The organism is Nocardiopsis sp. NPDC058789 (assembly GCF_042745575.1).
Lineage (GTDB): Bacteria > Actinomycetota > Actinomycetes > Streptosporangiales > Streptosporangiaceae > Nocardiopsis > Nocardiopsis eucommiae.
The window spans coordinates 329727-355305 of sequence record NZ_JBHYOW010000004.1; the positions used below are offsets into that span (position 1 = coordinate 329727).

The 25579-nt window shown below is 71.5% G+C and carries 20 protein-coding genes and 2 tRNA genes; 6 read left to right on the plus strand and 16 right to left on the minus strand.

Annotated features, from left to right (window positions below; genetic code table 11):
• Nucleotides 1-4: 4 nt before the first annotated feature.
• From ACFW3L_RS07430 to ACFW3L_RS07445, 4 genes are read right to left on the minus strand one after another with little or no spacing between them, the layout of a single operon-like run.
• The gene (locus ACFW3L_RS07430; RefSeq protein ID WP_378737431.1) at nt 5-1156 is read right to left on the minus strand and encodes an ABC transporter ATP-binding protein; all 1152 of its coding nucleotides are present in this window, start codon (nt 1154-1156) and stop codon (nt 5-7) included.
• On the minus strand, nt 1149-2219 hold the full coding sequence (locus ACFW3L_RS07435; RefSeq protein WP_378737433.1) for an ABC transporter ATP-binding protein: 1071 nt from the start codon (nt 2217-2219) through the stop codon (nt 1149-1151). Before ACFW3L_RS07435 ends, ACFW3L_RS07430 begins: the two co-directional genes overlap by 8 nt.
• 5 nt (nt 2220-2224) lie before the next feature.
• Nucleotides 2225-3103, minus strand: coding sequence for an ABC transporter permease (locus ACFW3L_RS07440; RefSeq protein WP_378737435.1), 879 nt, complete (start codon nt 3101-3103; stop codon nt 2225-2227).
• A 12-nt stretch (nt 3104-3115) separates the two neighbouring features.
• A complete protein-coding gene (locus tag ACFW3L_RS07445; RefSeq protein ID WP_378737437.1) occupies nt 3116-4207 on the minus strand; it encodes an ABC transporter permease in 1092 nt (363 codons plus the stop codon).
• 371 nt (nt 4208-4578) lie between these two features.
• Here ACFW3L_RS07445 and ACFW3L_RS07450 point away from each other — a divergent pair, with 371 nt between their 5' ends.
• A complete protein-coding gene (locus ACFW3L_RS07450; RefSeq protein WP_378737439.1) occupies nt 4579-6216 on the plus strand; it encodes an alpha/beta fold hydrolase in 1638 nt (545 codons plus the stop codon).
• 89 nt (nt 6217-6305) lie between these two features.
• Here the strand turns inward: ACFW3L_RS07450 and ACFW3L_RS07455 are convergent, their stop codons facing one another.
• From ACFW3L_RS07455 to ACFW3L_RS07480, 6 genes are all read right to left on the minus strand, one after another.
• A complete protein-coding gene (locus ACFW3L_RS07455; RefSeq protein ID WP_378737441.1) occupies nt 6306-6788 on the minus strand; it encodes a septum formation family protein in 483 nt (160 codons plus the stop codon).
• Between the two features lie 480 nt (nt 6789-7268).
• Nucleotides 7269-7862 (minus strand): septum formation family protein, encoded by a 594-nt coding sequence (locus ACFW3L_RS07460; RefSeq protein WP_378737443.1) that lies wholly within the window; start codon nt 7860-7862, stop codon nt 7269-7271.
• Between the two features lie 207 nt (nt 7863-8069).
• Nucleotides 8070-8143: transfer RNA gene (locus ACFW3L_RS07465), tRNA-Lys, on the minus strand.
• A gap of 191 nt (nt 8144-8334) precedes the next feature.
• Nucleotides 8335-8408, minus strand: a tRNA-Lys gene (locus ACFW3L_RS07470).
• Nucleotides 8409-8574: 166 nt separating this feature from the next.
• Nucleotides 8575-8760, minus strand: coding sequence for a hypothetical protein (locus tag ACFW3L_RS07475; RefSeq protein ID WP_378737445.1), 186 nt, complete (start codon nt 8758-8760; stop codon nt 8575-8577).
• Between the two features lie 206 nt (nt 8761-8966).
• The gene (locus ACFW3L_RS07480; protein ID WP_378737447.1) at nt 8967-10733 is read right to left on the minus strand and encodes a BTAD domain-containing putative transcriptional regulator; all 1767 of its coding nucleotides are present in this window, start codon (nt 10731-10733) and stop codon (nt 8967-8969) included.
• A gap of 202 nt (nt 10734-10935) precedes the next feature.
• Here ACFW3L_RS07480 and ACFW3L_RS07485 point away from each other — a divergent pair, with 202 nt between their 5' ends.
• Together ACFW3L_RS07485 and ACFW3L_RS07490 are read left to right on the plus strand one after the other, a co-directional pair.
• A complete protein-coding gene (locus ACFW3L_RS07485) occupies nt 10936-11916 on the plus strand; it encodes a MurR/RpiR family transcriptional regulator (protein ID WP_378737449.1) in 981 nt (326 codons plus the stop codon).
• Nucleotides 11917-11952: 36 nt separating this feature from the next.
• The gene (locus ACFW3L_RS07490; RefSeq protein WP_378737451.1) at nt 11953-12957 is read left to right on the plus strand and encodes an N-acetylmuramic acid 6-phosphate etherase; all 1005 of its coding nucleotides are present in this window, start codon (nt 11953-11955) and stop codon (nt 12955-12957) included.
• 75 nt (nt 12958-13032) lie between these two features.
• Here the strand turns inward: ACFW3L_RS07490 and ACFW3L_RS07495 are convergent, their stop codons facing one another.
• On the minus strand, nt 13033-14616 hold the full coding sequence (locus tag ACFW3L_RS07495) for a DUF885 family protein (protein WP_378737453.1): 1584 nt from the start codon (nt 14614-14616) through the stop codon (nt 13033-13035).
• Between the two features lie 105 nt (nt 14617-14721).
• Between ACFW3L_RS07495 and ACFW3L_RS07500 the strand changes: the two genes are divergently transcribed.
• The gene (locus tag ACFW3L_RS07500) at nt 14722-15471 is read left to right on the plus strand and encodes a vancomycin high temperature exclusion protein (protein ID WP_378737455.1); all 750 of its coding nucleotides are present in this window, start codon (nt 14722-14724) and stop codon (nt 15469-15471) included.
• A 55-nt stretch (nt 15472-15526) separates the two neighbouring features.
• Here the strand turns inward: ACFW3L_RS07500 and ACFW3L_RS07505 are convergent, their stop codons facing one another.
• The 3 genes from ACFW3L_RS07505 to ACFW3L_RS07515 all read right to left on the minus strand — a co-directional run bounded on the left by ACFW3L_RS07505 (nt 15527) and on the right by ACFW3L_RS07515 (nt 18398).
• A complete protein-coding gene (locus ACFW3L_RS07505) occupies nt 15527-16957 on the minus strand; it encodes a hypothetical protein (RefSeq protein WP_378737457.1) in 1431 nt (476 codons plus the stop codon).
• A gap of 78 nt (nt 16958-17035) precedes the next feature.
• Entirely contained in the window at nt 17036-17656 is a 621-nt protein-coding gene (locus ACFW3L_RS07510; RefSeq protein WP_378737459.1) for a vancomycin high temperature exclusion protein, read from the minus strand.
• Nucleotides 17657-17753: 97 nt separating this feature from the next.
• Nucleotides 17754-18398 carry a DUF1707 domain-containing protein gene (locus tag ACFW3L_RS07515; RefSeq protein WP_378737461.1) on the minus strand — a complete coding sequence of 215 codons (645 nt, stop codon included), beginning with the start codon at nt 18396-18398 and terminating at the stop codon, nt 17754-17756.
• A 1118-nt stretch (nt 18399-19516) separates the two neighbouring features.
• On the opposite strand from ACFW3L_RS07515, the gene ACFW3L_RS07520 reads away from it, so the two are divergent.
• Entirely contained in the window at nt 19517-21331 is a 1815-nt protein-coding gene (locus ACFW3L_RS07520; protein ID WP_378737463.1) for a UvrD-helicase domain-containing protein, read from the plus strand.
• 74 nt (nt 21332-21405) lie between these two features.
• Here the strand turns inward: ACFW3L_RS07520 and ACFW3L_RS07525 are convergent, their stop codons facing one another.
• On the minus strand, nt 21406-22806 hold the full coding sequence (locus ACFW3L_RS07525) for a DUF6114 domain-containing protein (RefSeq protein ID WP_378737465.1): 1401 nt from the start codon (nt 22804-22806) through the stop codon (nt 21406-21408).
• 4 nt (nt 22807-22810) lie between these two features.
• Nucleotides 22811-23458 carry a DUF6230 family protein gene (locus ACFW3L_RS07530; RefSeq protein ID WP_378737467.1) on the minus strand — a complete coding sequence of 216 codons (648 nt, stop codon included), beginning with the start codon at nt 23456-23458 and terminating at the stop codon, nt 22811-22813.
• Nucleotides 23459-23674: 216 nt separating this feature from the next.
• On the opposite strand from ACFW3L_RS07530, the gene ACFW3L_RS07535 reads away from it, so the two are divergent.
• The gene (locus tag ACFW3L_RS07535; RefSeq protein ID WP_378737469.1) at nt 23675-25522 is read left to right on the plus strand and encodes a GMC oxidoreductase; all 1848 of its coding nucleotides are present in this window, start codon (nt 23675-23677) and stop codon (nt 25520-25522) included.
• Nucleotides 25523-25579: the final 57 nt, after the last annotated feature.

Genomic DNA, 25579 nt, shown 5'->3' on the forward strand with positions numbered 1-25579 from the left:
CAGCTCACCCCCGGGTCACGACGTGGCAGGCCAGCAACCGGTCGTGGCTGCGGACCAGCGGCGGCCGTTCGGTGTCGCAGCTGCCCTCCGCGTAGAGGGGGCAGCGCGGGTGGAAGTCGCACCCCGGGGGCAGGTCGGTGAGGTCGGGGATGTCCGAGCTGCGCAGTCGGACCCGCTCCTTGGTCCGCGCCAGGTCCGGGTCCGGTTCGCAGACCGCGGAGATGAGCGCCTGCGTGTAGGGGTGCCGGGGGTCGTTCACCACCTGCGGGGTGGGACCGTGCTCCACGACCTTGCCCAGGTACATGACCGCGATCTCGCCCCGCCAGGCGAAGTACTTGGCCACGGCGAGGTCGTGGGTGATGAACAGGAAGCTCACGCCGAGGTCGTCGCGGAGCCTTCCGAGGGTGTTGAGGAGACTGACGCGGATCGACACGTCCAGCATCGACGTGGACTCGTCCGCGATGATCACCTCGGGTTCCATCGCCAGGGCCCGGGCCACGGCGACGCGCTGGCGCTGGCCGCCGGACATCTGGTGGGGGTACTTGTCCAGGTAGTCCTCGGCCGGGGTGAGCTCGACCCGCTCCAGCAGCTCGATGGTGACCCGGCGGGCCTCGTGGCGGTCCTTCACCAGCTTGTGGCGGCGCAATCCGGCGGACACCGTGGAGAAGACGGTGCGCACGGGGTTCAGGGAGGCGTAGGGGTCCTGGTGGATGTACTGGACGGAGCGCCGGAAGGCCGCCCGCTCCCCGCGGTCCATCTTGGCCACGTCCCTGCCCCGGAACAGGACCTCCCCGGCGGTGGGGCTGGACAGGGCGGCGGCCATGCGCGCCGTGGTGGTCTTGCCGCAGCCGGACTCCCCCACCAGGCAGAGCACCTGGCCGGGCCGGACGTCGAGGTCGACCCCCGCGACGGCCGGGACGTCGCCCCGGGCCGTCCGGAAGACCTGTTGGGCTCCCCTGAGGGTCAGCACGGGGGGCTGGGCGCGCCGCTCGTCGGCCCCGACGGCCTCGGCCGCGCTGGCGGCGTCGAGCACGCTGCCGGGTGCCGGGCCGGTGGACGCGGGGGCTCCGGCGTGGCCGACGGTGCTGGCGGCACGCGGCGCGGTGTCGTCGGGGCGCGGTTCTGCGTGGGCGGGGTTGACGGTCCGGTCAATCACGGGAGACCCCCTCGGCGTGGAGTTCGGCGTCGGTGGAGCGCAGGCAGGCCGCGGTGTGGCTCAGGCCCGCGTCGCGGTGCTGGAGGACGTCGAGCGTGGGACGCGTGGTGGTGCAGACGTCCAGGGCGTGGGCGCAGCGGGGCGCGAAGGAGCAGCCCGGGGGCAGGGCGTTGAGGCTGGGCGGCCCGCCGGGCAGGGACTCGGGAACGTGCAGGTCGCCCACCACCGGCGGGACGGCGTTGATCAGGGCCGAGGTGTAGGGGTGCCGGGAGCGGTAGAAGATGTCGCGGGTGGTCCCGGTCTCGATGAGCCGTCCGGCGTACATGGTGCCCACCCGGTCCGCGAGTTCGGCGGCCAGACCGAGGTCGTGGGTGATGAAGACCATCGAGAACCGCAGTTCCTCGCGCAGCTCCGCGAGGCGTTCCACGATGGACCGCTGGGTGAGGATGTCCAGCGCCGTGGTGGGCTCGTCGAGGATGATCAGCTGGGGCCTGAGCGCGAGGGCCAGGGCGATGAGGCTGCGCTGGCGCATGCCGCCGGAGAGCTCGTGCGGGTAGCTGCTGAGGACGCGGGCCGGGTCGAGCCGCACCATCTCCAGCAGTTCGGCGGAGCGTTCGAGGATCTCCTTGCGGGGGCGGCGCCGCCCGGCGCGTTCGTGGGCCCGGAAGGTGTCGAGGAAGTGCTCCTCGATCCGCAGCACCGGGTTGAAGGCGTTCATGGCGCCCTGGAAGACCATGGCCGCCTCGTTCCAGCGGAAGCGGCGCAGCTTCTCCTTCTCCAGGGTGCGCACGTCCACGCGGGTGCCGTCCTTGCGGCGGAAGAGGATCTCGCCCTTGGGGACGACGCCGCTGCGCGGGAGCAGCCGCAACAGGCCGAGGCCGAGGGTGGTCTTGCCGCAGCCGGACTCACCGACCAGGGCCATGGACTGGCCGGGGTGGAGGTCGAAGGAGACGTCGTGGACGGCGGTGACCTGGGTCCTGCGACCGGTCCGGTAGCCGACGTCGACGCCGCGGACGGACAGCAGGGGGCCGGGGTCGTCCGGGGTGGTGGGGAGGTCGTTCACGGGGCTCACCTGTCCCGGAGTCGTGGGTTGAGGGCCTGTTCCAGGGATCGGGTCATGGTGACCAGACCGATCTGGAAGAGCATGATCATCACCATCGGGGCGACCAGGAAGGGCGCCGCCTGCGGGAGGAGGAAGGCGTTGTTGTCCCAGGCCTGCTGGATCATCAGGCCCCAGTTCTCGGCGGTGCTGGGGAGCAGGCCGAGCAGGTACATGCCGACGACCGCGTAGATCGCGTTGGTGATGGCGATGATGAAGTTGATGAAGATGTAGCCCGCCATGTTGGGCAGCACCTCGACGCAGAGGATGCGGGCAGTGCCGAGGTCCTGGAGGCGCGCGGCCTCGATGAACTCGCGCTCCTTCAGGGTGAGTACCTGCGCGCGGATGGACCTCATCAGGTAGGGCCAGGTGACCAGACCGATGATGAGGGAGACGACCAGCGGGGAGGAGGTGCGGTAGAAGGAGGCGATGACCAGCATCAGCACGATGAACGGGATGGTCATCGTGATGTCGGTCAGCTGGAGCAGGAAGTGGTCGACCCGGCCCCGGACGTACCCGGCGACCGCGCCGAGGGCGACGGCGATGGCGACGGTGATGACGGCGGCCATGAGGCCGACCAGGATCGGTTCGCGCCCGCCGAGGATCAGCTGCGTGAGGGTGTCCTTGCCCTCGTGGTTGGTGCCGAGCCAGTGCTCGGAGCTCATCGGACCCCAGATCCTGCTGACGTCCGTGGGGTTGTGGTGGTCGATCAGGAGCGGGCCCACGAAGGAGAACAGCAGGACGCTGAGGACCAGGCAGAGTCCGATGAAGCCGCTGGTGCTCCGGGTGAGGCCCTGCCAGATGGTGCCCCAGACGCCCGCGGACGCTGGTGCGGTGGTGACGGCCATGCGTGCGTCCCCCTACTTCCGGATGCGCGGGTCGAGCCTGCTGTACAGCAGGTCCGCGACGAGGTTGGCGATCACCACGCACGAGGTGATGATGATGAGCAGCCCCTGGAGGAGCGGGTAGTCGCGGTAGTTGACCGCGTCGAGGAGCAGACCGCCCACGCCCTTGTAGACGAGGACCTGTTCGACGAAGATCGCGCCGCCGACGAGGGTGCCGAAGGAGATCGCGATCTGGGCGACCAGCGGCAGGACGGCGTTGCGGCCGACGTAGGCGGTGGCGATGCGGCCGTCGCGCAGTCCCCGGGCCCGGGCCACGGTCACGTAGTCCTCGCCGAGCACCTCGGTGGTGGAGGCCTTCATGACGAGCATCCAGGTGCCGATGATGGCCAGGACGTAGGTGCCGATCGGCAGGGCGGCGTGGAAGAACGCGTCACCGACGAACCTGAGCGTGAACTCGGGTTGGACGCCGGGGCTGAGCGTGCCGCGCAGTTCGATGGGGTTGAACCAGCCCAGGTACATGCCGCCGCCGACGACCAGCACCATCGCGATGAGGTAGTTCGGGATGGCGCCGAGGACCGAGGCCAGGACGCTGAGCACGTGGTCGAGGACCTGGTTGCGGCGGTAGGCCATGATCATGCCCAGGGCGAGGCCGAGGGCGATCGCCACGAGGGTGCCGACCCCGATGCTGAAGAGCGTCCAGGGGAGGTAGGCGCCGATGGCGTCGGTGACGCTGAAGCCGGGGCGGTTGATGGTGCCGCCGAGGTCGAGCGTGAACAGCCCGGAGATGAACTCCCACCACTGCCGGAAGAGGGGCGCGTCCGGGTCGTAGGCCAGCGAGTGGATCGCGATGGCCCGCGCCTCGTTCATCGACATGCCGCCCTGGGTGAGGCGGCCCGCCATGACGTCGATGGGGTCGCCCGGCATGGCGCGGCCGAGGAAGAACGTCACGTTGGCCACCACGAAGACCACGACGAAGGCCTTGCGTAGCTTCACGAAGACGTAGTTGCGCCAGATCCGGTTCAGGAGGCGTTGGGTCGTCCGGGGGGCGGCGGGCCCGGGGTCACCCGTGTCCGGAGGTGGTGGGGAGGCCGCGATTTCGGTGGCCACGAGGCTCCTTCGAGCAGGGGGCACGGCGGTGGGGGGAAGGGGGGTGGGGGCAGGCACGTATTAATTAGGAAACTTTCCTAATAGAACAGCACGGTAACGCCACCGGTGTGGCTCACGCCACCCTCGTGACCAAACGGCGTCTTTTGTGCGACAGGATCGGCATCACAAAAAGAACAAAAGATGACATAGGGCTACAAATAGCCAACTCACCCATGGCCGCATCCGGCCACTCTTCCGAAGACGCCAGAAGACGCTACTTTTGATGGTTTTGCCGCCCCATGGGCGCTTCGTACTGTCACGGGACACCACTCACGCCTGCCGGAACGGGCCCGCTCCCCCACCCGGCGGCAGGACATCGGAGGGAACCCCCCGTGCCCCGAGCACGCAACACCATCCGCGCCGTCGCGGTGGCCACCGCCACCGGACTGGCCCTGTCCCTGGCGGCGACGCTCCCGGCCGCGGCCGACCCCGTCACCGCTCCCCTCTCCCCCGGCTCTCCACCGGACTCCGCCCTGGCCGCCTTCCACGACCAGGAGATCCTCTGGGCCGAGTGCCCCGAGGCCGAACTCGCCGGTCTGGAGTGCACCGAGTTCGAGGTCCCGCTCGACTACGCGGACCCCGACGGTGCCAGGCTGACCGTCGCCGCCAGCCGCGCCGCCGCCACCGACCCCGAGGAGCGCCGCGGCATCCTCATGATCAACCCCGGAGGCCCCGGCGGCGCTGCCCGCCTCATGCCGCTGGTGCTGGCCGGAACGCCCGCGCACGGTGCCTACGACCTCATCGGCATGGACCCGCGCGGCACCGGGGCCTCCTCACCGCTCGACTGCGGTGTCGAGTTCCCGATGATCCGCTTCCGCGCCAGCGACGCGCAGATCGCGGCGGACACGCGCGAGAAGATCCGCTACTCCCGGGCCTGCGACGCCGCCGAGGGCGACCGGTTCCCGCACATGACCTCAGCCAACACCGCGCGCGACATGGACGTGTTCCGCGCGGCGACGGGCGAGGACACCGTCAACTACCTCGGCTACTCCTACGGCAGCTACCTGGGCCCGGTGTACGGCTCCCTGTTCCCGGAGCGGCTCGACCGCAGTGTCCTGGACTCGTCCGTGCACCCGGACGAGATCTGGCGGGACGTGTTCCTGGGCCAGGCCCCGGCCGGAACGGCCAACCTGGAGCGCTACACCGCCTGGCTCGCGGAGCGCGACGACGTGTACGGGTTCGGGACCGACCCCGAGGAGATCGTCGCCCTCTTCGACGAGACCTCGGCCCGGCTCGACGAGGAACCGCGTGACGACGTCCCCAACGTCGAGCTGCTCGACGGGGCCGCCTTCGACAGCCTGGTCTTCGGCGCCTCACGCGCCCAGGGCTACTGGGACGCCAACGCCTGGTTCCTCCAGCTGCTGGTCGAGGGTGAACCGGTCCCGGGCGAGGAGGTGGAGCAGCCCGAGCTCGACCCCGTCTTCGACACGAACATGGACCTGTTCTCCGCCGTGGTCTGCGAGGCCGAGTGGCCCGACCGGCTCGGCCTGTACCACCAGCAGTCGCGTGAGTACCGGGACGCGCACCCGTACAGCACGGGAGCCCTGTGGACCGCCCCGCAGGCGTGCACCTTCACCCGGAACGCGCCGACCGAGAAGGCGGTCGAGCTGGAGCGGGACGGCTACCCCGAGGCGCTGGTGATCGCCGCGGACCACGACGCCAACACGCACTACGCGGGCGGGCCGGCCATGGCCGAGCGACTGGAGAGCCCCCTGCTCACCGTCACGGACGAGGGCGGCCACGGGTTCTATCTCCTGCCCGATCCGTACACCGGCGAGCTGGGCTATCCCTGCGTGAACGATGTCGTGGACGCCTACCTGCTCGACGGCGCGGTTCCGGAGGACACCGAGTGCGGTGGCATCCCCCGCCCGGCCGAACCGGAGGTGTCGGCCCTCGACGAGGACCCGCCGGTCGTCCTGACCGACGTCGAGCGCCCGAAGGAGTGGCTGCTGCCGATCGCCCTGGGGTAGGAGGCCCCGCCGACCCGACCCACCGCGGCACGAAGGCCCGCGCCGTTCGCACGGCGCGGGCCTTTCCGTACGGAGGGGCCGGTGACGGGTCAGCGGCTGGCGCCCGCGAGGCTCTCGGTGACGGCCTCGTCGGAGATGACGTAGCAGACGATCTCGCGGTCGTCGATCAGTTCCCAGGTGTCGGAGGTCGGGCTGAGACCGCCGACGTAGATCTCCGAATCCGCGTAGTCGACACCGATGAAGTCCGCGAAGGCGGTACCGGTGCAGATGTCGTCCATGGAGGACTGCACGGACCCGTCGCCCGGGAAGTCACCGTCCGGCAGCTCCTCGACGTGGAAGACCTCGGCGTCGTGCGACTCGGAGCAGTCGACGAGGGGGATGTCCTCGACCTCTCCGCTGCCCATGGCCGTCTGCATCTCGCTCTCGGTGAAGCAGTCGCCGACCCCGATCTCCATCACGTTGCCCCCTCCCATGACGGAGTTGAGCACGCCACAGGCGGACAGGCTGACGACGGCACCGGCGGAGACGACCGCGAGGGCGGCTCCACGGACGGCGGGGGAGAGAGAAGACATGAGGGAACTCCGGGGATTCTTGCTTGTGGATTCTCGTCGGCACGGTGGTGGCGAGGATGAAAGAATTCACCAGGTGGCGCACGATGTCAATCTGGTTTTCTGGCGAACACGAATGCGTGGCACTCGAATACTCCAGGTAACCGAACACGGGCAACACAGCACTCCTGACCTGGCATGTCACGACCACGAGCACGCCACGGAGTCTCTTTTTCCCACCGGGTGAGACGGGACGAGGAAGGCAGTGAAAAACGAAAGGAACCGTCGATGGGGCGACGATTCCCGGATTTCCCGCGATGGAAAGGACCCGGACCCGCACTGATCGTCTCGCGGGGTGGTGACATTCGGGGGCCGTCGCGGAACGCTCGCGCGGGGCGACCTCCGGTACCGCCCGGCGGACGAGGCCCGCGCCTTCGCGCGGCACGGGCCTCGTTCACGTTCCGGGGCCGACGCGGTCAGGGCGGCCGGGCGTCCGAGTGCCGCCTACAGGTGGGACTGGGCGAGGGTGCCGGTGGTCTGGGATCCGTCCATCTGACTGATCAGGCAGAGGTACTCGCGGTCACCCATCTCCCAGCCCTCCTCCATCGGGAAGAGGGTCTGGAAGACCAGGGCCGAATCCTCGTAGGCGGTGCCGACGAAGGTCTGGAAGGTGTCGAGGCACTGCTCGTCGACCATCTCGATGAGCTCCTCGCGGCCCGGGTAGTCGAGAGCGCTGTCCAGGAAGCCACCGTGGTAGACCTCCATGTCGTGGGGCTCGGAGCAGTCGATGACGGGCGCCGTACTGACGGAGTCGTCGATCTCGGCCGACATCTCGTTCAGGCAGTCGCCCACGGCGAGCTCGTTGACGTCCTGGTCCTCAGCCCCGACCGGCACGTCCAGATCGGTCTCGGTCTCCTCCGCGTACTCGGTCTCCTCGGCCGCCTCCGGGTCGTACTCCTCGACGGGCTCGTCGCTGCCCCCGGTGAGGGCGGGCGGCAGCAGCGGCAGACCGCACCCGGACAGGGACAGGGCGGCACCGGTGGCCACGGCCACGAGGGCCATTCGACCAAGCAGGGGGCGGTGCGCTTCGGACAACATGACGACTCCACGGGGTATCTGGTTGCTCACCGACTCGGGAGGGGTATCGGCGTACCTATCCAGACGCGCCCCGGAGCGAGAAGGTTTCGACCGATTCGTGAGCTCGCTCCTGCGGGTCAGTCCTGACCAGGGCGAACCGGGCCCCGGGCACACGGAAAAGGGCCCCGGCGGACGGAGACGGACTCCACCCACCAGGGCCCTTCGCTGTGCGTCATCAGGGACTCGAACCCCGGACCCGCTGATTAAGAGTCAGCTGCTCTGACCAACTGAGCTAATGACGCCGGTCTCCGCTTCGCGCCTTCCGGCTCTCTGCGGCAACGAGTTAACTCTACCCGAACTCCGGAGCGCCCGAGGCCGGAAACGGGCCGATGTGCCCCAGAACACGAAGGAGACCCCCACCCGGAGGCCCCGGGCACACGGAAAAGGGCCCTGGCCGACGGAGACGAACTCCACCCACCAGGGCCCTTCGCTGTGCGTCATCAGGGACTCGAACCCCGGACCCGCTGATTAAGAGTCAGCTGCTCTAACCAACTGAGCTAATGACGCCGGTCTCCGCTTCGCGCCTTCCGGCTCTCTGCGGCAACGAGTTAACTCTAGCAGGACCACGGGGTGGCCGCGAACCGGTTCGGATCCGACCACGCGTCGGCCCCGTCACATCGCCGCCCTGGCCCGGAAGGGGTGAACCCGCCGGGCACGGCTCGTACCGCTCCGACTAGAAGAAGGCCACGAACAGGGCGACGATGATGCCGACGGTCAGGGCGACACCGACGCCGGCGAGCACCAGCGGCAGGATCGGGCGGCGCGGAGCCTCCTCGGGCTCGGGGTTCTCGTCGACGAAACGGCGGAAGTGCTGCGTGGTTCCCGCCGGGTCCATGCTGGGATCGTTGTTCTGCGTCATGGCCTTGACACTAGCGACTCATCCGACCGCTGAGCACCCCTGGGGAAGGATTCGGTCGATCTCACAACCCTCTGTTGGTCTGACCAATACCCGGACTTTCCGGAAGTCCCAGGTCACCTCACGGCTCCGGCTCCCACCGGCCCGGCCACGCCGCACACGAGGACTTCGCCTGGATGAAAGCCGACCGTAAGACGGATCCCGGAGACTCAGGCCCGGGGTTCCGGACCCGGTCGGTACTTCCCTGCGACCGTGCCCGCCCCCAGGGGCCCGGCGCGCAGGACCGCGGCCATCCTGGCCGTGGGCGAGACGCCGTGCGCCGGGTCCTCCCGCTCCACCAGACCCACCAGCTCCGAGGCGGGCCGCTCCGGGTGGGCGTCCAGCCAGGCCACCGCCATCCGCAGGGACAGCGGCAGGCAGCCGGCCAGCTCGGCCACGCGCCGCAGCGCCTCGGGCGGACAGCGGTCCGGGCCCAGCAGTGTGCGCAGCAGGGTGACCGCGTGCTCCTCCGACAGAGCGCCCACCGGCACGGCCCGCAGCCCGTCCCTGACCAACAGGTCGGTCAGCCAGGTGCGGCTGGCCACCACGGCGCAACTTCCCTGGCCGCCCGGCAGCAGGGGCCGCACCTGGTGCGCCGTGGCGGCGTTGTCCAGCACGATCAGCACCCGGCGTCCCGCCAACAGGGATCGGACCCGGGCCGCTACCTCGTCGGGTTCGGTCGGCGGACCGTCCGGGTCCCCGGCGTCCACGACCCCGGCGGAGAGCGAGCGGACCAGGCGCCGCAGCACCTCCCCCGGCTGACGCGGGCCGCCGTCGGGGCCGCGCAGGTTCACGTACAGCTGACCGTCCGGGAAGTGCGCGGCCACCGAGTGCGCCCATCGCACGGCCAAGGCGCTGCTCCCCGCACCGGCCGGCCCCCGGACCAGGACGCTGCCCGGCACCGGAGAGCAGGGGTCCACGAGGCGGTCGAGCTCGGCCAGGGCCTCGGCGCGACCGACCAGCGCGCGGGGCGCGGACGGGAGCTCGGCGGGCACGAGGCCCCTGCCCGGCCGGGTCGTCGCGCGGCGCGCGGCGCAGGGACGGGTCTCGTTGTGGGTACGCGGGCGCGGCACGAGGGTGCTCGTGGGTGGAGTCGCCTTGGCCGGACCGGCCCCGATCCGGGAGTCGAGGTCGCCGCGCAGGACGCCGTGGAAGGTCTCCTGGAGTTCGCGTCCGGGATCGGCCCCCAGACGCTCCGCGAGCACCGTCCGGGTCCTGGCGTAGACGCGCAGTGCCTCGCTCTGGCGGCCCGAACGGTAGAGGGCGATCATCTGGGCCCGGATGAGGGGTTCGTGTTCGGGGTGGTCGGCGACGAGGGGGCCGATACGGGCGGCGACGCGCTGGTGCTCGCCCCGGGCCAGGGCCGCGTCGAACCCCCGCTCGGCCACGCGGAGGAGCTCCTCGTTCAGCCGCGCCACGTCCCGGGCGTGCAGTACGGGAGCGGTGACGTCGGCCAGTACGGGGCCTCGCCACAGGCTCAGGGCCCGGTACAGCAGGTCGGCGTGGTCGTCGGTCTCCCCCCGGGCCGCCGCGCGCTCGGCCCGTTCGGCCAGGGAACGGAAGAGCAGGAGGTCGGAGCGGTGAGCGTCGAGGTCGATCCGGTAGCCGCCGTCCGCGCCCTGGATGAGCGGCTCCCCCAGGTACCGTTCGAGGAGGGCCCGCGCACGGGCCACGTGGACCTGGAGGGCGCCCCTGGCGGCCTGGCCCGGTGTGTCCCAGACGCGTTCGATGAGTTCGTCGGTGGAGACCGTCCGACCCGCGTTGAGCGTCAGGGTGGCCAGGAGCGCGCGGCGGCGGTCGCCGCGCAGGCTCAGCGGGACGCCGTCGACCTGGACCCCGAAGCGGCCGAGGAGGCCGACGTGGAGTCCCTGGGAGGCCGTCACGGCAGCGTCGACGGGCGCCGCGCCCCGAACCTCTGGCGGGTCGTACAGCGGCAAGGCTCCATCCCCCCTGTGAGGCGGACACGGGTGTGTTGGGTGGGAACGTGCCGCCTCGGCTCCAAGGGTGCCGTCTGAGCTGGGATATCGCAATCAGAACAGGGGCACTTGCCGCACGGGCCGTCCCTTGAAATCCTTGAATCTCCCGGTTTTTCCCTTCAGTGCGTTGACTCTGCACCACGACCGAAAGAAACTTTCCTCCATGGCGCAAATCCCGAAGCCGTCTGGCGGCCGTGGCGACGTCCCTCCACCGCCGGTCCCCACGACGGTCCTGCGGATCAGGTCGTTACTCCCCTCGCTGGCCCCGGCGGAACAACGCGTGGCCCAGCGGGTCGTCGACGACCCCGAACGCGCCGCCGCCTCCTCGATCACCCAGCTCGCCAAGGACTGCGCGACCTCCGAGGCCACGGTCATCCGGTTCTGCCGCACGATCGACTTCAGCGGCTACCGCGAACTGCGCCTGGCGCTGGCCACCGAGGCCGGTCAGGCCCGGGGCGCGCGCGGTGACACGACCGAGCTGGCCAGCGACATCAACCCCGACGACACCCTCGTCACCGTCGTGCAGAAGATCGCCTACACCGACGCCCGCGCCGTCGAGGAGACCGGCGCCGCCATGGACGTGGAGGTGCTGCGCGCGGTCATCGACGCCATGTCGAACGCGCGACGCGTCGACGTCTACGGGGTGGGGGCGAGCGCCTTCGTCGGCGCCGACCTCCAGCAGAAGCTGCACCGGATCGGGCTGACCTCGTTCGCGTGGTCGGACGCGCACGTGATGCTGACCAGCGCCGCCCTCCTCGACGAGAGCGACGTCGCCATCGGCATCTCGCACAGCGGCACCACCATCGACACCGTGCAGGCGCTGACCGAGGCGGGCCGACGCGGCGCGCGCACGGTGGCGATCACCAACTTCCCCCGGTCCCCGATAGGTTTCGCCGACCACGTGCTGACCACGGCGGCGCGGGAGACCATGTTCCGCTCAGGTGCCACGGCCTCCCGGTTGGCCCAGCTGACCGTGGTCGACTGCCTGTTCGTCGGGTTGGCGCAGATCCGCTACACGGACAGCAGGACCGCTCTGGAGACCACCTACGAGGCGGTCCGTGGTCTCCGTCTGAGCGACGACCGCAGACGACGGCGGAACGAGGCGTCCGCCGCGAGGAACACCCCCGCCGGAAACGACGACTGACCCGCCCGCCGGGCGCGGCCGAGCGGAAGGACGAGGGTGCGGACCGAACAGGAGATCGCAGTGCACGGTGGCACGGAGCAGGACGGAAACGGATCAGACGGGCGAGCGGCCGACGGTGGGGCCGTGATCGTGCGGGCGCCCACGGAGGCCCGCAACTCGGGCACCTACGACATCGACCTCCTCCCCGCGCTGGACGTGCTGCGGCAGATCAACGCCGAGGACACCACGGTCGCGGCGGCGGTGGCCGCGGTGCTTCCGGAGCTGGCACGGGCGGTGGAGCTGGGTGTGGCGGCGCTGGAGAGCGGCGCGGGCATCCACTACTTCGGGGCGGGCACCTCCGGACGGATCGCGGCTCTGGACGCGGCCGAACTGCCGCCGACCTACGGCGTCCCCCCGGAGTGGGTGGTGGCCCACCACGCGGGCGGCGGTGAGGCCCTGGTCCGCGCGGTCGAGGGGATCGAGGACGACTGGGAGTCCGGCCGGATCGACGCCGCCGCCGTGCGTCCGGGGGCCCTGGTGGTCGGTCTGGCCGCCAGCGGCCGCACCCCGTACGTGGGCGGTGCCCTGGAGGCCGCCCGTGAGAGGTCGGCCGCCACGGTGCTGATCAGCGCGAACCCCGACGCCCCGCTGGCCTCCGGCGCCGACGTGCACGTGGGTGTGTCCACGGGGGCGGAGGTCATCGCCGGTTCCACCCGGATGAAGGCGGGCACGGCACAGAAGCTGCTGCTGAACGCCTTCTCGACCGCCGTGATGGTGCGGATCGGGCGGACCTACTCGAACCTGATGGTGGGCGTGGACGCCACCAACGGCAAACTGCGCGGGCGCGTGGTGACCATCCTGGTGGAGGCCACGGGCCTCACCAAGGAGGTCTGCGCCGAGGCGCTCTCCGAGGCCGAGGGCGACACCCGGGTGGCCCTGGTGTCGCTGCTGGCCGAGGTGGACGCCGTCACGGCCGCGAGGTCCCTGGAGAAGGCCCGTGGCCGCGTGCGGACCGCGCTGGCCGACCTGGGCCTGCCCGGTCAGGAGACCCCCGGTTCCTAGGGCACCCCGACGGGTGAGGGCCCGTGGTCACCGCGCCGGTGTCCACGGGCCCCGCCGGTCCGGGACCCCGGCAGGTCAGCCGTCCAGGGCCGCGCCGATCAGGCCCAGGGGCGGCGATCCCAGGTGGAGCAGCGCGCGGTGGAAACGCGGCAGTGAGAAGGCACTCCCCCACTGTTCCCTGGCGCGCTCGCGGAGCTCCAGGATCTCCAGCTTGCCCCAGGTGTAGCGACCGTACGTGGGGTCGAAGGTGGCGCGCCTGGCCTCGGAGAGCGCCGCCGGCCCCTGCAACGGGGTGTCCTCGGCGAAGCGCGCCGCCGCCTGCTCCACGGTCATCGTGCCGGTGTGCACGCCGATGGCCACGGACAGCCGGGTCACCCGGATGAGCGCCTCCAGCCACACGCCGATCTCGTAGTGGTCGGCGGTCCAGTCGGGATCGCCCAGGCGCTCGGCGGCGTAGGCGCCGAACCCCTCCTCCAGGCACATCTCCTCGGCGTAGTGGGCCCACCCCTCGGCGAAGGTCATGGAGTGCAGGGCCCGGCGCACCGCGCTCGGTGCCCGGCGCAGGGCGCGGCCGTGGGAGAAGTGGCCGGGGGCCACCTCGTGGACGCTCACCGCCGGGAGGGTGGTGTGGCTGAACTGCTCCAACCACTCGGCGGCCTCCCGGTCCGACAGCGCTGGGTCGGGCGGGGTGACGTAGTAGAAGGACGGGTTGTCCGCCTCCCAGGGGCCGGACCAGGCCATCATCGCGGTGGCCCAGCGCAGCGCGGGCGGCGGGACGTCCACCCGGCACTCCCCGTCGTTGAAGGGGGCGAGGCCGCGCTCCTCGGTGAAGTCGAGCGCGATCCGGGTCCACGTGCGTGCCGCGTCGAGGACGCCCTCGGAGTCGGGGTGCCGACGGGTGAGTTCCCGGCTGAACTCCATCGGGTCGCGACCGGGGGCCAGCCGCCCGGTGGCCGAGGCGAGCCCGACGCGCAGGCGGTCGCGCTCGGCGTCGGCCCGTGCCGCCAGGGCGTCGAGGTCCACCTCCATGGCCTCTCCGGTGCCCATCAGGCGGCTCAGCGCCTCGGCACCCAGCGCCGCGCTCTCCGGGCCGTGTTCGGCGGCGTGCTCGACGTGGGCGAGCAGGCGCGCGTGCGCGGCCAGGGCGTCGCGGCGCACGGCGTCGGGGAGGTCGTCGGGGAGCCCTTCCCCGAGGCCGCGTACAGCGCCCAGAAGCGACCGGGCGACGGGTGCGCTGAGCCGGTCCAGCGCGGCGACCGCGTGGTCCGCGAGGGTCGGCCAGAGCCGCAGGTGCTCGATCCGTGCGGCGGCGCGCTCGGCCTCGGGGGCGTAGGCGCGTTCGTAGCTGGACACGTCCATCTCGCCCACGTGGTGGAGCGGGTTGGTCCGATGCGTCTCCAGCTCACCCAGCTCGTAGCGGAGCCCGTTCTCGAAGGCGGTCAGGTGGGCCTCGTCGTGAGGGTCGTCCAGGGGATCGCCGCCCAGGTCGGCCAGGGCGGCGCGCACCCCCTCCGGGGAGAGGTCGGCGGCCCTGCCGTCGTACTCGTGCATTCCCGCGCCCTCGCGCAGGGAGCCCGGCATGAGGTCGGCGATGGCCCTCAGCCTCGGGGGGAGTTCGTCGTGGGAGGACGGTGCGGGATCGTGGGGCTGTGCAGACATGAGCCGACCCTAGCCCGTGGGACCCGGGTCACACAGGTGGGTTTCCCGGGGTCGGACGCCCGACCGGCGCGGAACTCCGGTCGTTCCCCGTGCGTCTCCCCTGGTGTGACGACCTCAGCGACTCCGCTCCCCGGTGAGGAACCCGATCCCGGGTCCGACGCCACCGACGGCCCCGACGACGACGCGCCCCGGCGATGCTGGAGACGGCGGCGTCTGGCCCTGCTGACCGTGGCCGTGGTGCTCCTGGGGTGCCTGCCGTTCGTGTGGGTGCTGACCTCCACCGGCGGCCAGCGGCACACCGTGGACTCCGTTCCCGACCGGCCGGTGGCCATCGTCCTGGGGGCCGGGGTCCGCCCCGACGGTCTGCCCAGCTACCTGCTGGCCCAGAGGCTGGACCTGGCGGTGGAGCTCTACGAGGCCGGAAGCGTCCAGGCGGTCCTGGTCACCGGTGACAACGGGGCCGAGCACTACAACGAGACCGACACGATGCGCGACTACGTGGTGGCGGCCGGGGTGCCGGAGGAGAGGGTGGTGGGAGACCACGCCGGATTCTCCACCTGGGACTCCTGTGCGCGGGCCAACGAGGTGTTCGGCGTGGCGGAGGCCACCGTCGTCACCCAGGAGTTCCACCTGCCGCGCGCGGTGCGTCTGTGTCGGGCGGCGGGGATCGACGCGGTCGGGGTGGGCGGGGCGAGCATGGACCAGCGCGCCGTCGCCACGGTCTACGGCTGGGTCCGTGAGGTCCCGGCGGCGGTGGCGGCGCTGGGCACCGTGGTGTTCCGGCCCGATCCGCGCTTCCTGGGCGACTACGAGACCGGCGTGGACGACGCCCTCGCCGCCGCCCGCACCCCCTGACGCGAACCCGCTCCGGGCCTCGGCGCCCGGGAGCGGGTTCGGCGGCGGGGTCGGGTCAGCGGCCTCCTCCGAAGAGACGGCCGAACAGACCGGCGGGCGCCTCCTGGGGCTGCTGCGGCGCGGTCTCCTGCGGCTCCTCCGTCTCCGGCTCGGGCTCCACACCGACCAGGGCGCAGTACTCCTCGGCGTCGTCCGGCAGCGCCCAGGCCCGCAGGGTCTCCCTGAACTCCTCGTCCTCCCACGCGGAGGCAGGCAGTTCGGCGATGGCCCACAGGACCTTCAGCGTCTCCTCGTCGTAGTCGGCCTGGGCGTGCTCCTCGGCGGTGTGCCCCTTGGACCGGGGGCCCAGGACCATCTCCAGACCGGCGCCGGTGACCAGGGCGCGTGAGTCGTCCTCGCCCTTGATCAGCCCGGGCAGGATGTCCAGACGCAGGCGGCGGGCGCGGTCACCGGCGCGGCCCAGCGCCAGGAAGCCGAGGACCTGCGGGGAACGCTGTCCGCAGTGCGGCCAGGACTCGTTGAACAGACCCTCGTAGCCCACGGTGGTGCCGCCGCCGCGACCGATCCGGCGCAGCCCCTCGCGCGGGGTGTTCTCCCCGTGGATCAGCACCAGCGCCACCGAGGCGGCGAAGGAGTTGTAGAGGTTTCCCCCTGCCATCTGGTGGGTGAGGCCGATGGTGGTGTCGACGTCCCGGGGGTCCGCGACCTGGCCGAGGGCGAACAGCTCGGCGGGCAGCGGTTCGCCGCTGTCCAGGCCCTGGGTCATGATCTCGCGCATGGAGGTGGGGGCCTTGGGGGCGGAGCGCAGGTCCTTGGCGAGGAGCACCTGGGAGGCTCCGGTGATCTCGGAGGCGATCCGCTCGGCGTCGGCGGGCAGGAACCCGAGCAGGTAGCTGACCCATTCACCGGCGCGGTCGAGGCCGCCGCGGTTGGCGCCGCCCTGGAGGAGGGTGACCAGGTCGGGGACGCGGGCCAGGACCGCCTCGTAGGTGTCCAGCTCGGCCTGGAGCAGCTCGGCGCCGTCGTCGGCCTCCATCACGGCCAGGCGGTTGCGCATTCGGTGGAAGTGCTGTTCGTCGGGGGCCTCCTCCATCCAGGCGCGGTACTGCTCGCGGACCTTCTCCGCGTCGGTGGAGACGGCCCAGGCCACCTCGTCGCGCCACTGGTCGAGGTCGCGGTGCTGGGGGAAGCGGTCCTCGGCGTGGGCGCTGACCAGTTCGAGGAGAAGGCTCAGGGGGCGCCACCGGTCGGTGGGCAGGGTCTCCTCGGCGATGGCGACGTCGACCAGGTGGTCCACGGCCCTGGGAGCGGCCCGGTGGCCGGGGGCGGGGAAGTGGATGAGCTCGTGGAGGTCGGACAGGGCGCTGTCGCTGGCCGCGACCTGTTCGAGCAGCTCGGGGACGCGCTCACCGCCCTCGGGGACCAGGGCCGCCCAGTCCGTGTCCGCCGCGTTGTCGTGTGGTTCGTTTCCCGTGGTCGCGTTCATGTGCCGATTATCCCGGCTCGGCGGCCGCGCGCGAATCGGCGCCGGGCGTCGGGCTTCTCACCGGCGACGGAACACGCCCTAGGACTCCGAGTCGGTGAGTTCCCCTCGGAGGGGCTCGGGGCGCAGGACTGCGTCCTTGAGGGCCTTGGCCGCGGCGCCGACCTCACGCGCGTAGCCGATGAGGGTGGAACGGCGGCGCGCCCCCAGGCTGGGGTCGCCCACGCCCACCGCGTCGATCCCCGCGGCGCGTGCCAGGGAGACGGTGCGCGGCAGGTGGAAGGACTGCGTGACCATGGTCGCGGCGTCCACTCCGTAGAGTCCGCGCACACGGACGCAGGTGTCCCAGGTGCGGTAGCCGAACGGGTCCGCCGTCACCAGGTCGGCGGGGACGCCGCGAGCCACCAGGTAGTCGGTCATCGTGTCGGTCTCCCGACGGGAGACCTCACGGTTGTCCCCGGAGACGATGACGCGGTCGACCCTGCCGGTCTCGACCAGCTGGACCGCGAGGTCGAGGCGGCGGGCGAGCAGCGGGGAGGGGCCGTCGTGCCAGGCGGCGGCGCCGAGCACCACGGCGACGGGCCGGTGGGGCACGGACGCGACGGTGCCGCGACGGCGCGCGCTGGCGAGGTAGGTCCAGGCGAAGGGGGCCAGCGCGAGGGCGCACACACCCGCGAGGGTCGTCGCGATCCAGATACCCACAGCCCGAGTCCTCCCACTCCCCGTGCGGCCCCTGCCGCGCGGCCACACCATCATGGCGCACGGCGGGGGCGGGCGAACCGGGCCTCGGGCCGCCGGATCACCCGAAGAGGTCGGACCAGCCGCCTGACCTCTTGTGACGCACCTTGAGGCTGCCACCCTGGTTCTTGCCGGTGATGACGAAGTGCGGGGCGTCGTGACGGGCGATGGAGTCCACGTCCGAACGCTGACTGCCGAACCAGGAGGTCTCGAGGTTGACCTCGGCGGTGGCTCCCTCGGGGATGATCAGGTCGCCCGAGCCCCAGGAGACGTCCAGCCAGACCTCCGTGACCGGGGCGGTCAGGCGGGCCTCGCGGAAGTCGAGTTTGACCTCCCCGAACCGCGCGTTCACCTCGACGCGCTGCGGGACGGTCCACTCCTTCTTGCGCACGACGGAGTCGCCCTGGCCGGTCAGGTACAGCGTCTGCCCTCCGGAGGGGACCGGGCTGGGGACCTGGGGTGTGAGCCCGCCGGGGCGGCGCGTTCCGGCGGGTGCGGAGCCGCCGAAGCCCCCCGCACCCGCGGGGAGGTCGGCCACGATGGGCTGGATGTCGGCGTAGGTCTTGGCGGCGTAGACGGCGCCGAGGCGTTCGTCCAGCTCGTCGAGGTCCAGTCGGCCCTCTCCCGCGGCCTCGCGCAGGATCTCCGCGACCTGGTCGCGTTCGGTGTCCGAGATACGCAGTTGGTTCTTGTCGTTGGGGGCCACGTGCTCGTCCCGCTCCTTCCGCCCGGTTTGTCGTGACCAACGTTAGAGCATGACCCCCGCTCCGCGCCGCCCCGTGGGACGGGCGTTCGGGTCCGCGACCACGGTGGTCACGCGCCGGGGCCGGATTGTCACACCCGCGCGGCAGAGTACGTGTCAGAGACCGACGGCCCGGGGTCGTGCCCGGTCCGTCCGAAGACGGGGAGGGGTGCCGTGTGGTGCTGAGGGGAGGGTGGGGCCGCGACGGACCTCCGTGGCACGGGAGCCACGGCGGATGAGGAGACGGATCGGCACGGAAGGGGGAACACGACGCCACGGCGAAGGGAGCACGGGCGGCGACCGGGTTCGTCGCCACGTCGGGCGAACCCCTCGACGGAGCGGGGCTTTCGGCGGCCTCCGGGCTTTGGGGAGGGCGGGGACGGGGTACCGCTTCTCTAGGGTGGTCGGGTCCCCTCACACCGGAGCGGTCGACGGCCGCACTCGGTGCGCGTGCCGACGACCGTGTCCTCCGGGTGGTTGAGGACTCTGCCGGGGTAGGACGGACCCCGGCAGAGTCCTGAACCACGCGTCATGCGCCCCGGGTTCGTACACGATCTCGCACCGCACGGCCCTCCGCACAGAGCGTGTCCGAAACTGGCCAGAGTGTGAGCCCGGCCCGGGTGACCTCTCATGTTCAGGCTCCTCCCACGCTCCGCACCCACCTCGGATTTCGGTCACCCCTTTCCCACGGGCCTTCCCCCTCTCCCCTCCCCCGCACTCCCCAGCGAGAACAGTGAAGCGCGCACGTGGACCACGGGTTTCGGGCCACTACAGAACCCCATTTGTGGCTATCGTCCCCCGCCAGGAAACCGCAGGTCGGACGAGACCGGCTGGAGGACCCCGAGGAAGTTCCGGAACGCGGTCGAACTCCCTTACGCAAGGACCATCCTGACCTGCACCAACAGGGACGAGGCACCACTCCCGAAAGCCGCCCCGAATCCACCCTTTGGCGGCGTTTGCCCAAATTCCGCCGCGAGCATGTCTCAGGTGAGAGCGGAGCCCACCGACTCCCTCCCACGACACATCCGATCCGACCGTCCACCAGAGCCAGCACCAGGTCGAAGACCGGAGGAACACACCACGTGTCAGCCCTTGCGATCGCCCCGACTTTCCTCAGCGACTTCAGCCGCCTCACTCCGGAGGTCCAGCTCGACACCCTGGCCGTGATGCGGGCCTACCAGGCCGGTGACCACCCGGGAGCGGAGTCCGTCGAGGGCGCCGCCGACCCCCGGGTCCGGGTCGTCAGCATCGCCCCCGACTGGTCCGGCGTCATCGTCCCCGACCCCGACGCCGGGGCCGAACCGGCCGCCGACTCCGACGACACGCACTACCGGCTGCTCACCGTGCGCCCGCGCGACGAGGCGCTCCGCTACGCACGGAGCCTGCGCCCGCGCACCTCCGCCACCCTCACCGACGCCGGGTCCGAGAGCGTCGACCCCACCCCCGTCGGTCCGCCCGAGCTCTCCGGCGCGCTCAGCGCGCCCTTCTCCCAGTGGCGGATCACCCTGCACCCGGACCAGCACCGGGTCGTCAGCACGTCCTTCAGGGGATCGGCGCAGGTCACCGGTGGCCCCGGGACCGGCAAGACCGTGTTGGCCCTGTACCGCGCCGCCCACCTGGCCGAGCTGGACGCCGCCGAGGACCCGGGCGGGCACCGCGAGTCCATCCTCCTGACCTCCTACAACCGCGCCCTGGCCCAGTCCCTGTCCGAGCGCCTCGACCAGCTGCTCCCCGACCCGGACACCCGCTCCCGGGTCCGGGTGGCCACCGTCGACGGCATCGCCCGGTCGGTCGTGCAGTCCCACACCAGCGTCGCCCCGCGCATGGTGAGCAGGGACGAGCTGGCCCAGCGCTGGCGCGCGGTCGCGCTCGCGGACGGCCTGCCCTTCTCCGGCCGCTTCCTCGTGGACGAGTGGGAACAGGTGATCCTGGCCAAGGGCTTGGAGCTGCTGCCCGACTACATCCGCTGCGAGCGCAGCGGCCGCGTCCAGCACCTGGCACCCGAGCACCGGCGACAGGTGTGGGAGACGGTCCGGCGCTACGTGGGCGCGATGCGGGTGGAGGGGCTGTGGTCCCACCCGCAGCTGGCTGGTGAGGCCGCGCGACTGCTGGGCCGCACCGGCCCGCCGTTCCGGCACGTGGTGGTCGACGAGGCCCAGGACCTGCACCCGGCGCAGTGGCGGATGCTGCGCGCCGCCGTCGCGGAGGGCCCCGACGACCTGTTCGTCGTGGGCGACCCGAACCAGCGGGTGTCCGACAACCGGGTGTCGCTGGCCTCACTGGGCATCAACGTGCGCGGCCGGGGCCACCGGCTGCGGGTCAGCTACCGGGTGACCCAGGAGATCCTGGACTGGAGCATGCCGATCCTGGGGCGCGGGTCGGCCCTCGGGATGGACGACGACGCCGACACCCTGGCCGGCTACCGTTCGCTGCTGCGCGGCCCTGCCCCGGTGGTACGTGGCTGCGACAGCCGCGCCGAGGAGTTCCACGCTCTGGGCGAGTGGGTCCGGGTGTGGCTGGAGGCCGGGGTGAATCCGGCCGAGATCGCGGTGGCCGGGCGCAACCACTGGGTGGTGCGCGGCGTGGCCAAGGAACTGGAGGCCCGGGGTGTGCGGACCACCCCCCTGGAGGGCGCCACGGACCCCGACGCGGTCCGGGTCGGCACCATGCACAGCATGAAGGGCCAGGAGTTCCGCTGCGTGGCGCTGGTCGGTGTGAGTGACCACCTGCTGCCGCCCAAGGCCGCGCTGGAGGCGGCCGACGGGGACCAGGTGGCCCTGGAGCACGCGCGTCAGCAGGAGCGGACGCTGCTGTTCGTGGCCTGCACCCGTGCCCGCGACGCCCTGTACGTGTCGCACGTGGGACAGCCCAGCCGTCTGATCGCGGAGAGCCGGTGATCCGGGCCCGCTGACGCGGGCGACTGCGAGGCGGCTGACCGGGCGGGCACCCCGAGTGGGTGCCCGCCCACGGCCTAGCCGCCGTACCGGCCGTTGAGGTCGGGGATGGTCATCGAGTCCGTGTACGCCATCGGGCTGTCGACGTCCACGTCGGTGAGGTACATGATCGGGAGCAGGAGCGGCGGCGGGAAGTCCGGTGTGAAGGTCAGCGGAATCCCGAGCAGCCGGACGTGCATGCGGGTCACGTGCATCTCCACGTCACCGGTCATGTTCATGGTGGGCAGTCCGAGGCTCCGCCGGGTGCCGAGGTCGTCGAACCACAGTTCGCCGCCCCGGACGTCGCCGCTGCTCATGGTGAGGCGGATGTAGCGCTGGGGGCCGTCCTCGGTGGGGCACTCCACGACGCCCCGGTAGCGGGCGCCGTACATGGCGAGGCTGTCGGCGGTGAGGCCGGACTCGCGGACCGAGCCCCGGAAGCAGTCGTAGTCGGAGTCGACCACGACCTCCGGGTACTGTCCCTCGTCCTGGGCGGCCTGGCAGGCCAGGACCGCCGCGAGGAGTTCCTCCTCGTCCTCGACCAGGGCGTCCTCGCCGACACGAGGGTCGCAGTCCTCGGCGTCGCCCTCGTCCGGCTCGGTCTCCTCTTCTTCCTCTTCCTCCTCCGGTTCCTCCTCTTCCTCCGGGTCCTCGTCGACCGGGTCCTCCGTGGGGTCGTCTCCGGGGTCGGTGCCGCCGGGCCGTTCGGTGGGCTCGTCCGAGGGCTCCTCGGAGGGCTGTTCCTCGTTCTGTTCCCTGTCGTCGCCGGGGATCAGCCAGTCCCAGGGCCAGCCCAGGGTGGGAGCGGGCGCCGAGGCGAGGGCGACCGCGGCGGCGAGCGGCAGGGCGAGGGCCGCCAGGTGGCGGGGCGGGTCGCGCGGCACGGGCGGCTCGACGGCCACGGTCGGGGCGTCCTCCCGGCCGGACGTCTCGGACGGGCTCCCGGTCTCCTCCGGCTCGGCGTCCCCCTGGACGGGCCCGGGCTCCTCGTCGTCACCCGCGTCGGACTCCCCACCGGGCGTCCGGGCACCGCGAGCACGACGGGGCCGACGCCGTACCCGAGGTGACCACGCGAACACGAGGGATCCGCCGACGATGCCGAGCAGCATGCCGATGACGAACCCGCCGAAGTTGGAGGTCGGGAAGGACACGAGCGCGAGCATGAGCCCGACCAGGCCGAAGAACACGTGCTGCGCGGGCTGGAGCCAGCTCAGCACGCCGAGGGAGATCATCAGGAGCGCGATGAGGGGCCCGTAGACCCCCGCGATGCCCGCGTAGATGACCAGGTCGATCGGCAGGATGAGGCTCTGCGCGGCGGGTGCGACCAGCAGCTCGATCCCGGCCGCGACGAGGAGGAGTCCGCCCCAGAACGGCCGGTTCCGTCGCCAGTCACGGAACCACGTCCACCCCGAGCGGATCGGTGTCAGTGCGTGCGCCATGGGCTCAGAAGCACTCGTGGTTGCCCGGCTTGATCGCCAGGTTGAGCCCGCTCAGGCGCAGCGAGCCCGAGGTCACCGCCCAGGTGGTCATCTCCATTTCGGAGACGGTGATCGTGTCGGCCTGGAGACCGAAACCACCGGCGGGGCCCTGGCCGCCCTCGGCCTTGTCCAGGGTGCTGGCGTCACGGCCGATCTCGATGGCGCCGAACTCGGCGTTGCCCTGAAGCTGCTCGATGTCGATGACGAGGTTGGTGCCCTCGACAGGGCTGCTGGCCCCGGCGTTGATGACGAGGGTGGCCTCACCGATGGGGAGGTCCCACAGGGAGGACATGCACAGGTTCTCCAGCTCGGCGTTGTTCACGGTGGACAGGCCGACCGCGCGGGCGGAGCCGTCGACCGAGTTGGCGACGTCGCCGTACTGGCTGAATCCCGTTCCGGAGAGCGAGTCCGCGGACATCTTGAAGCTGTCCCCGGAGACCGCGAAGGACGCGGCGAGCAGACCCTGCGTGGTCATGGCGCCGAGCACTCCGGCCGCCAGGAACCCGGGCACCGCCACGAGTGCGAACCTGCGCCAGCGCGTTCCGCCACCGCCTTCGTGCTGCTCAGGCGCGTCCTGCGGCGCCTCGGGCACCTCTTCGGGAGCCTTGGGCATGTGAACCTCCAGTGGTCCGCCGCTGGGGGGAGCGGCGAGGGGGAGCGAAACTTGCGCCGAAGCACGCCTCGTGTGTTATATGGAACACACCTTACTCGGCGGTAGTGACGAACATTACAATATCGAATGTCACATTTCTAGATGGCGCATTCATCGTTGCGGACTCGTTTCCGGCGCACGACGAGCACCGCATCCGACCTGGAGAGAGACCACACCATGTCCCCTCAGCGCACGGAAGACCCCGCCGAAGGTCCGAACCCCACGAACGACCCCTTCGACTACGACGTGGTAGTGATCGGCTCCGGCTTCGGCGGTTCGGTCAGCGCCCTACGCCTCACGGAGAAGGGTTACCGCGTCGGCGTCCTGGAAGCGGGGCGGCGTTTCACACCCGAGACCCTGCCGTCATCATCCTGGGACGTGCGGAACTTCCTCTGGGCCCCGGGTGCCGGGCTGTACGGCATCCAGCGCATCCACCTCCTGCGGGACGTGATGATCCTGGCCGGAGCCGGCGTCGGCGGCGGTTCGCTCAACTACGCGAACACGCTCTACCACCCCATGGACGCCTTCTTCGAGGACTCGCAGTGGAGCCACATCACCGACTGGAAGTCGGAACTGGCGCCCTTCTACGACCAGGCCCGCCGCATGCTCGGTGTCCGTACCAACCCCACCGTCACCCCCTCGGACGTCCATCTCAGGGCCGTGGCCGACGAGATGGGGGTCGGTGACACCTTCCGTCTCACCCCGGTCGGGGTGTGCTTCGGCGACGGTCAGGACGGCGACGGTTCCAAGGCGGCCCCGGGGGCGTCGGTCGGGGATCCCTACTTCGGCGGCGCGGGCCCGGAGCGCCGGGCCTGCACGGAGTGCGGCGAGTGCATGACGGGCTGCCGCCACGGCGCCAAGAACACCCTCACCGAGAACTACCTCCACTTCGCCGAGCGCGGCGGCGCCGACGTGCACCCGCTGACCACGGTCGAGCGGCTGCGGGAACGCCCCGAGTCCCAGGGCGGCGGCTTCGCGGTGGACACCCTGCGCACCGACGCCCCCCGCCGCCGCTCCAACGCCCGCACGTTCACCGCCCGGCAGGTCGTGGTCGCCGCCGGGACCTACAACACCCAGACCCTGCTGCACCGGATGCGCTCCGACGGGCTGCTGCCCCGCCTGTCCGAGAAGCTGGGGACCCTGACCCGGACCAACTCCGAGGCGCTGGTGGGCGCCATGAGCAAGCAGGTCCCGCCGCCGGAGAACCTGACCCACGGTGTGGCGATCACGTCGTCCATCCACCCGGACGAGAACACCCACATCGAACCCGTCCGCTACGGCAAGGGCTCCAACGCGATGGGCCTGCTCACCGCGATCCAGGTCCCGGGCGGCGGCTCGATCCCGCGTTGGCTGCGCTTCCTGGGACTGGCCGCACGCCACCCGACCGTGTTCCTGCGCAGCTTCTCCAACCGGCGCTGGTCCGAGCGGATCATCATCGGGCTGGTCATGCAGTCCCTGGACAACTCGCTGACCACCTCGGTGAAGCGGGGACTGCTGGGCGGCAGGAAGAAGCTCACCTCCCGACAGGGGCACGGTGAACCCAACCCCACCTGGATCCCCGCGGGCCAGGAGGTGGCCACGCGGCTGGCCAAGCGCATCGACGGCTACGCGGGCGGCACGGTCGGTGACATCTTCAACATCCCGATGACCGCCCACTTCCTGGGCGGATGCCCGATCGGTGACAGTGCCGAGACCGGCGTGATCGACCCCTACCACCGTCTGTACGGCTACCCCGGCCTGCACGTGGTGGACGGCTCGGCGGTCTCCGCGAACCTGGGCGTCAACCCGTCCCTGACCATCACCGCGCAGGCCGAACGGGCGATGTCCCTGTGGCCGAACAAGGGCGGGGAGGACACCCGCCCGGCACCGGGTGAGGCCTACCGGAGCGTCCGGCCGGTCTTCCCCGAGTCCCCGGCGGTGCCGCGCGGCGCCTTCGCGGAGCTGCGCTTCACGACGTCGCTGCCGCTGACCGTGGTCGACGGCACGACCGCTCCCGCGCCCGAGGGGGCGAGGGTCGACGACTGACCGACCCCGGCGACGGACGGGCCCGGACACCCGCGCTGGGGTCCGGGCCCGTGGTCC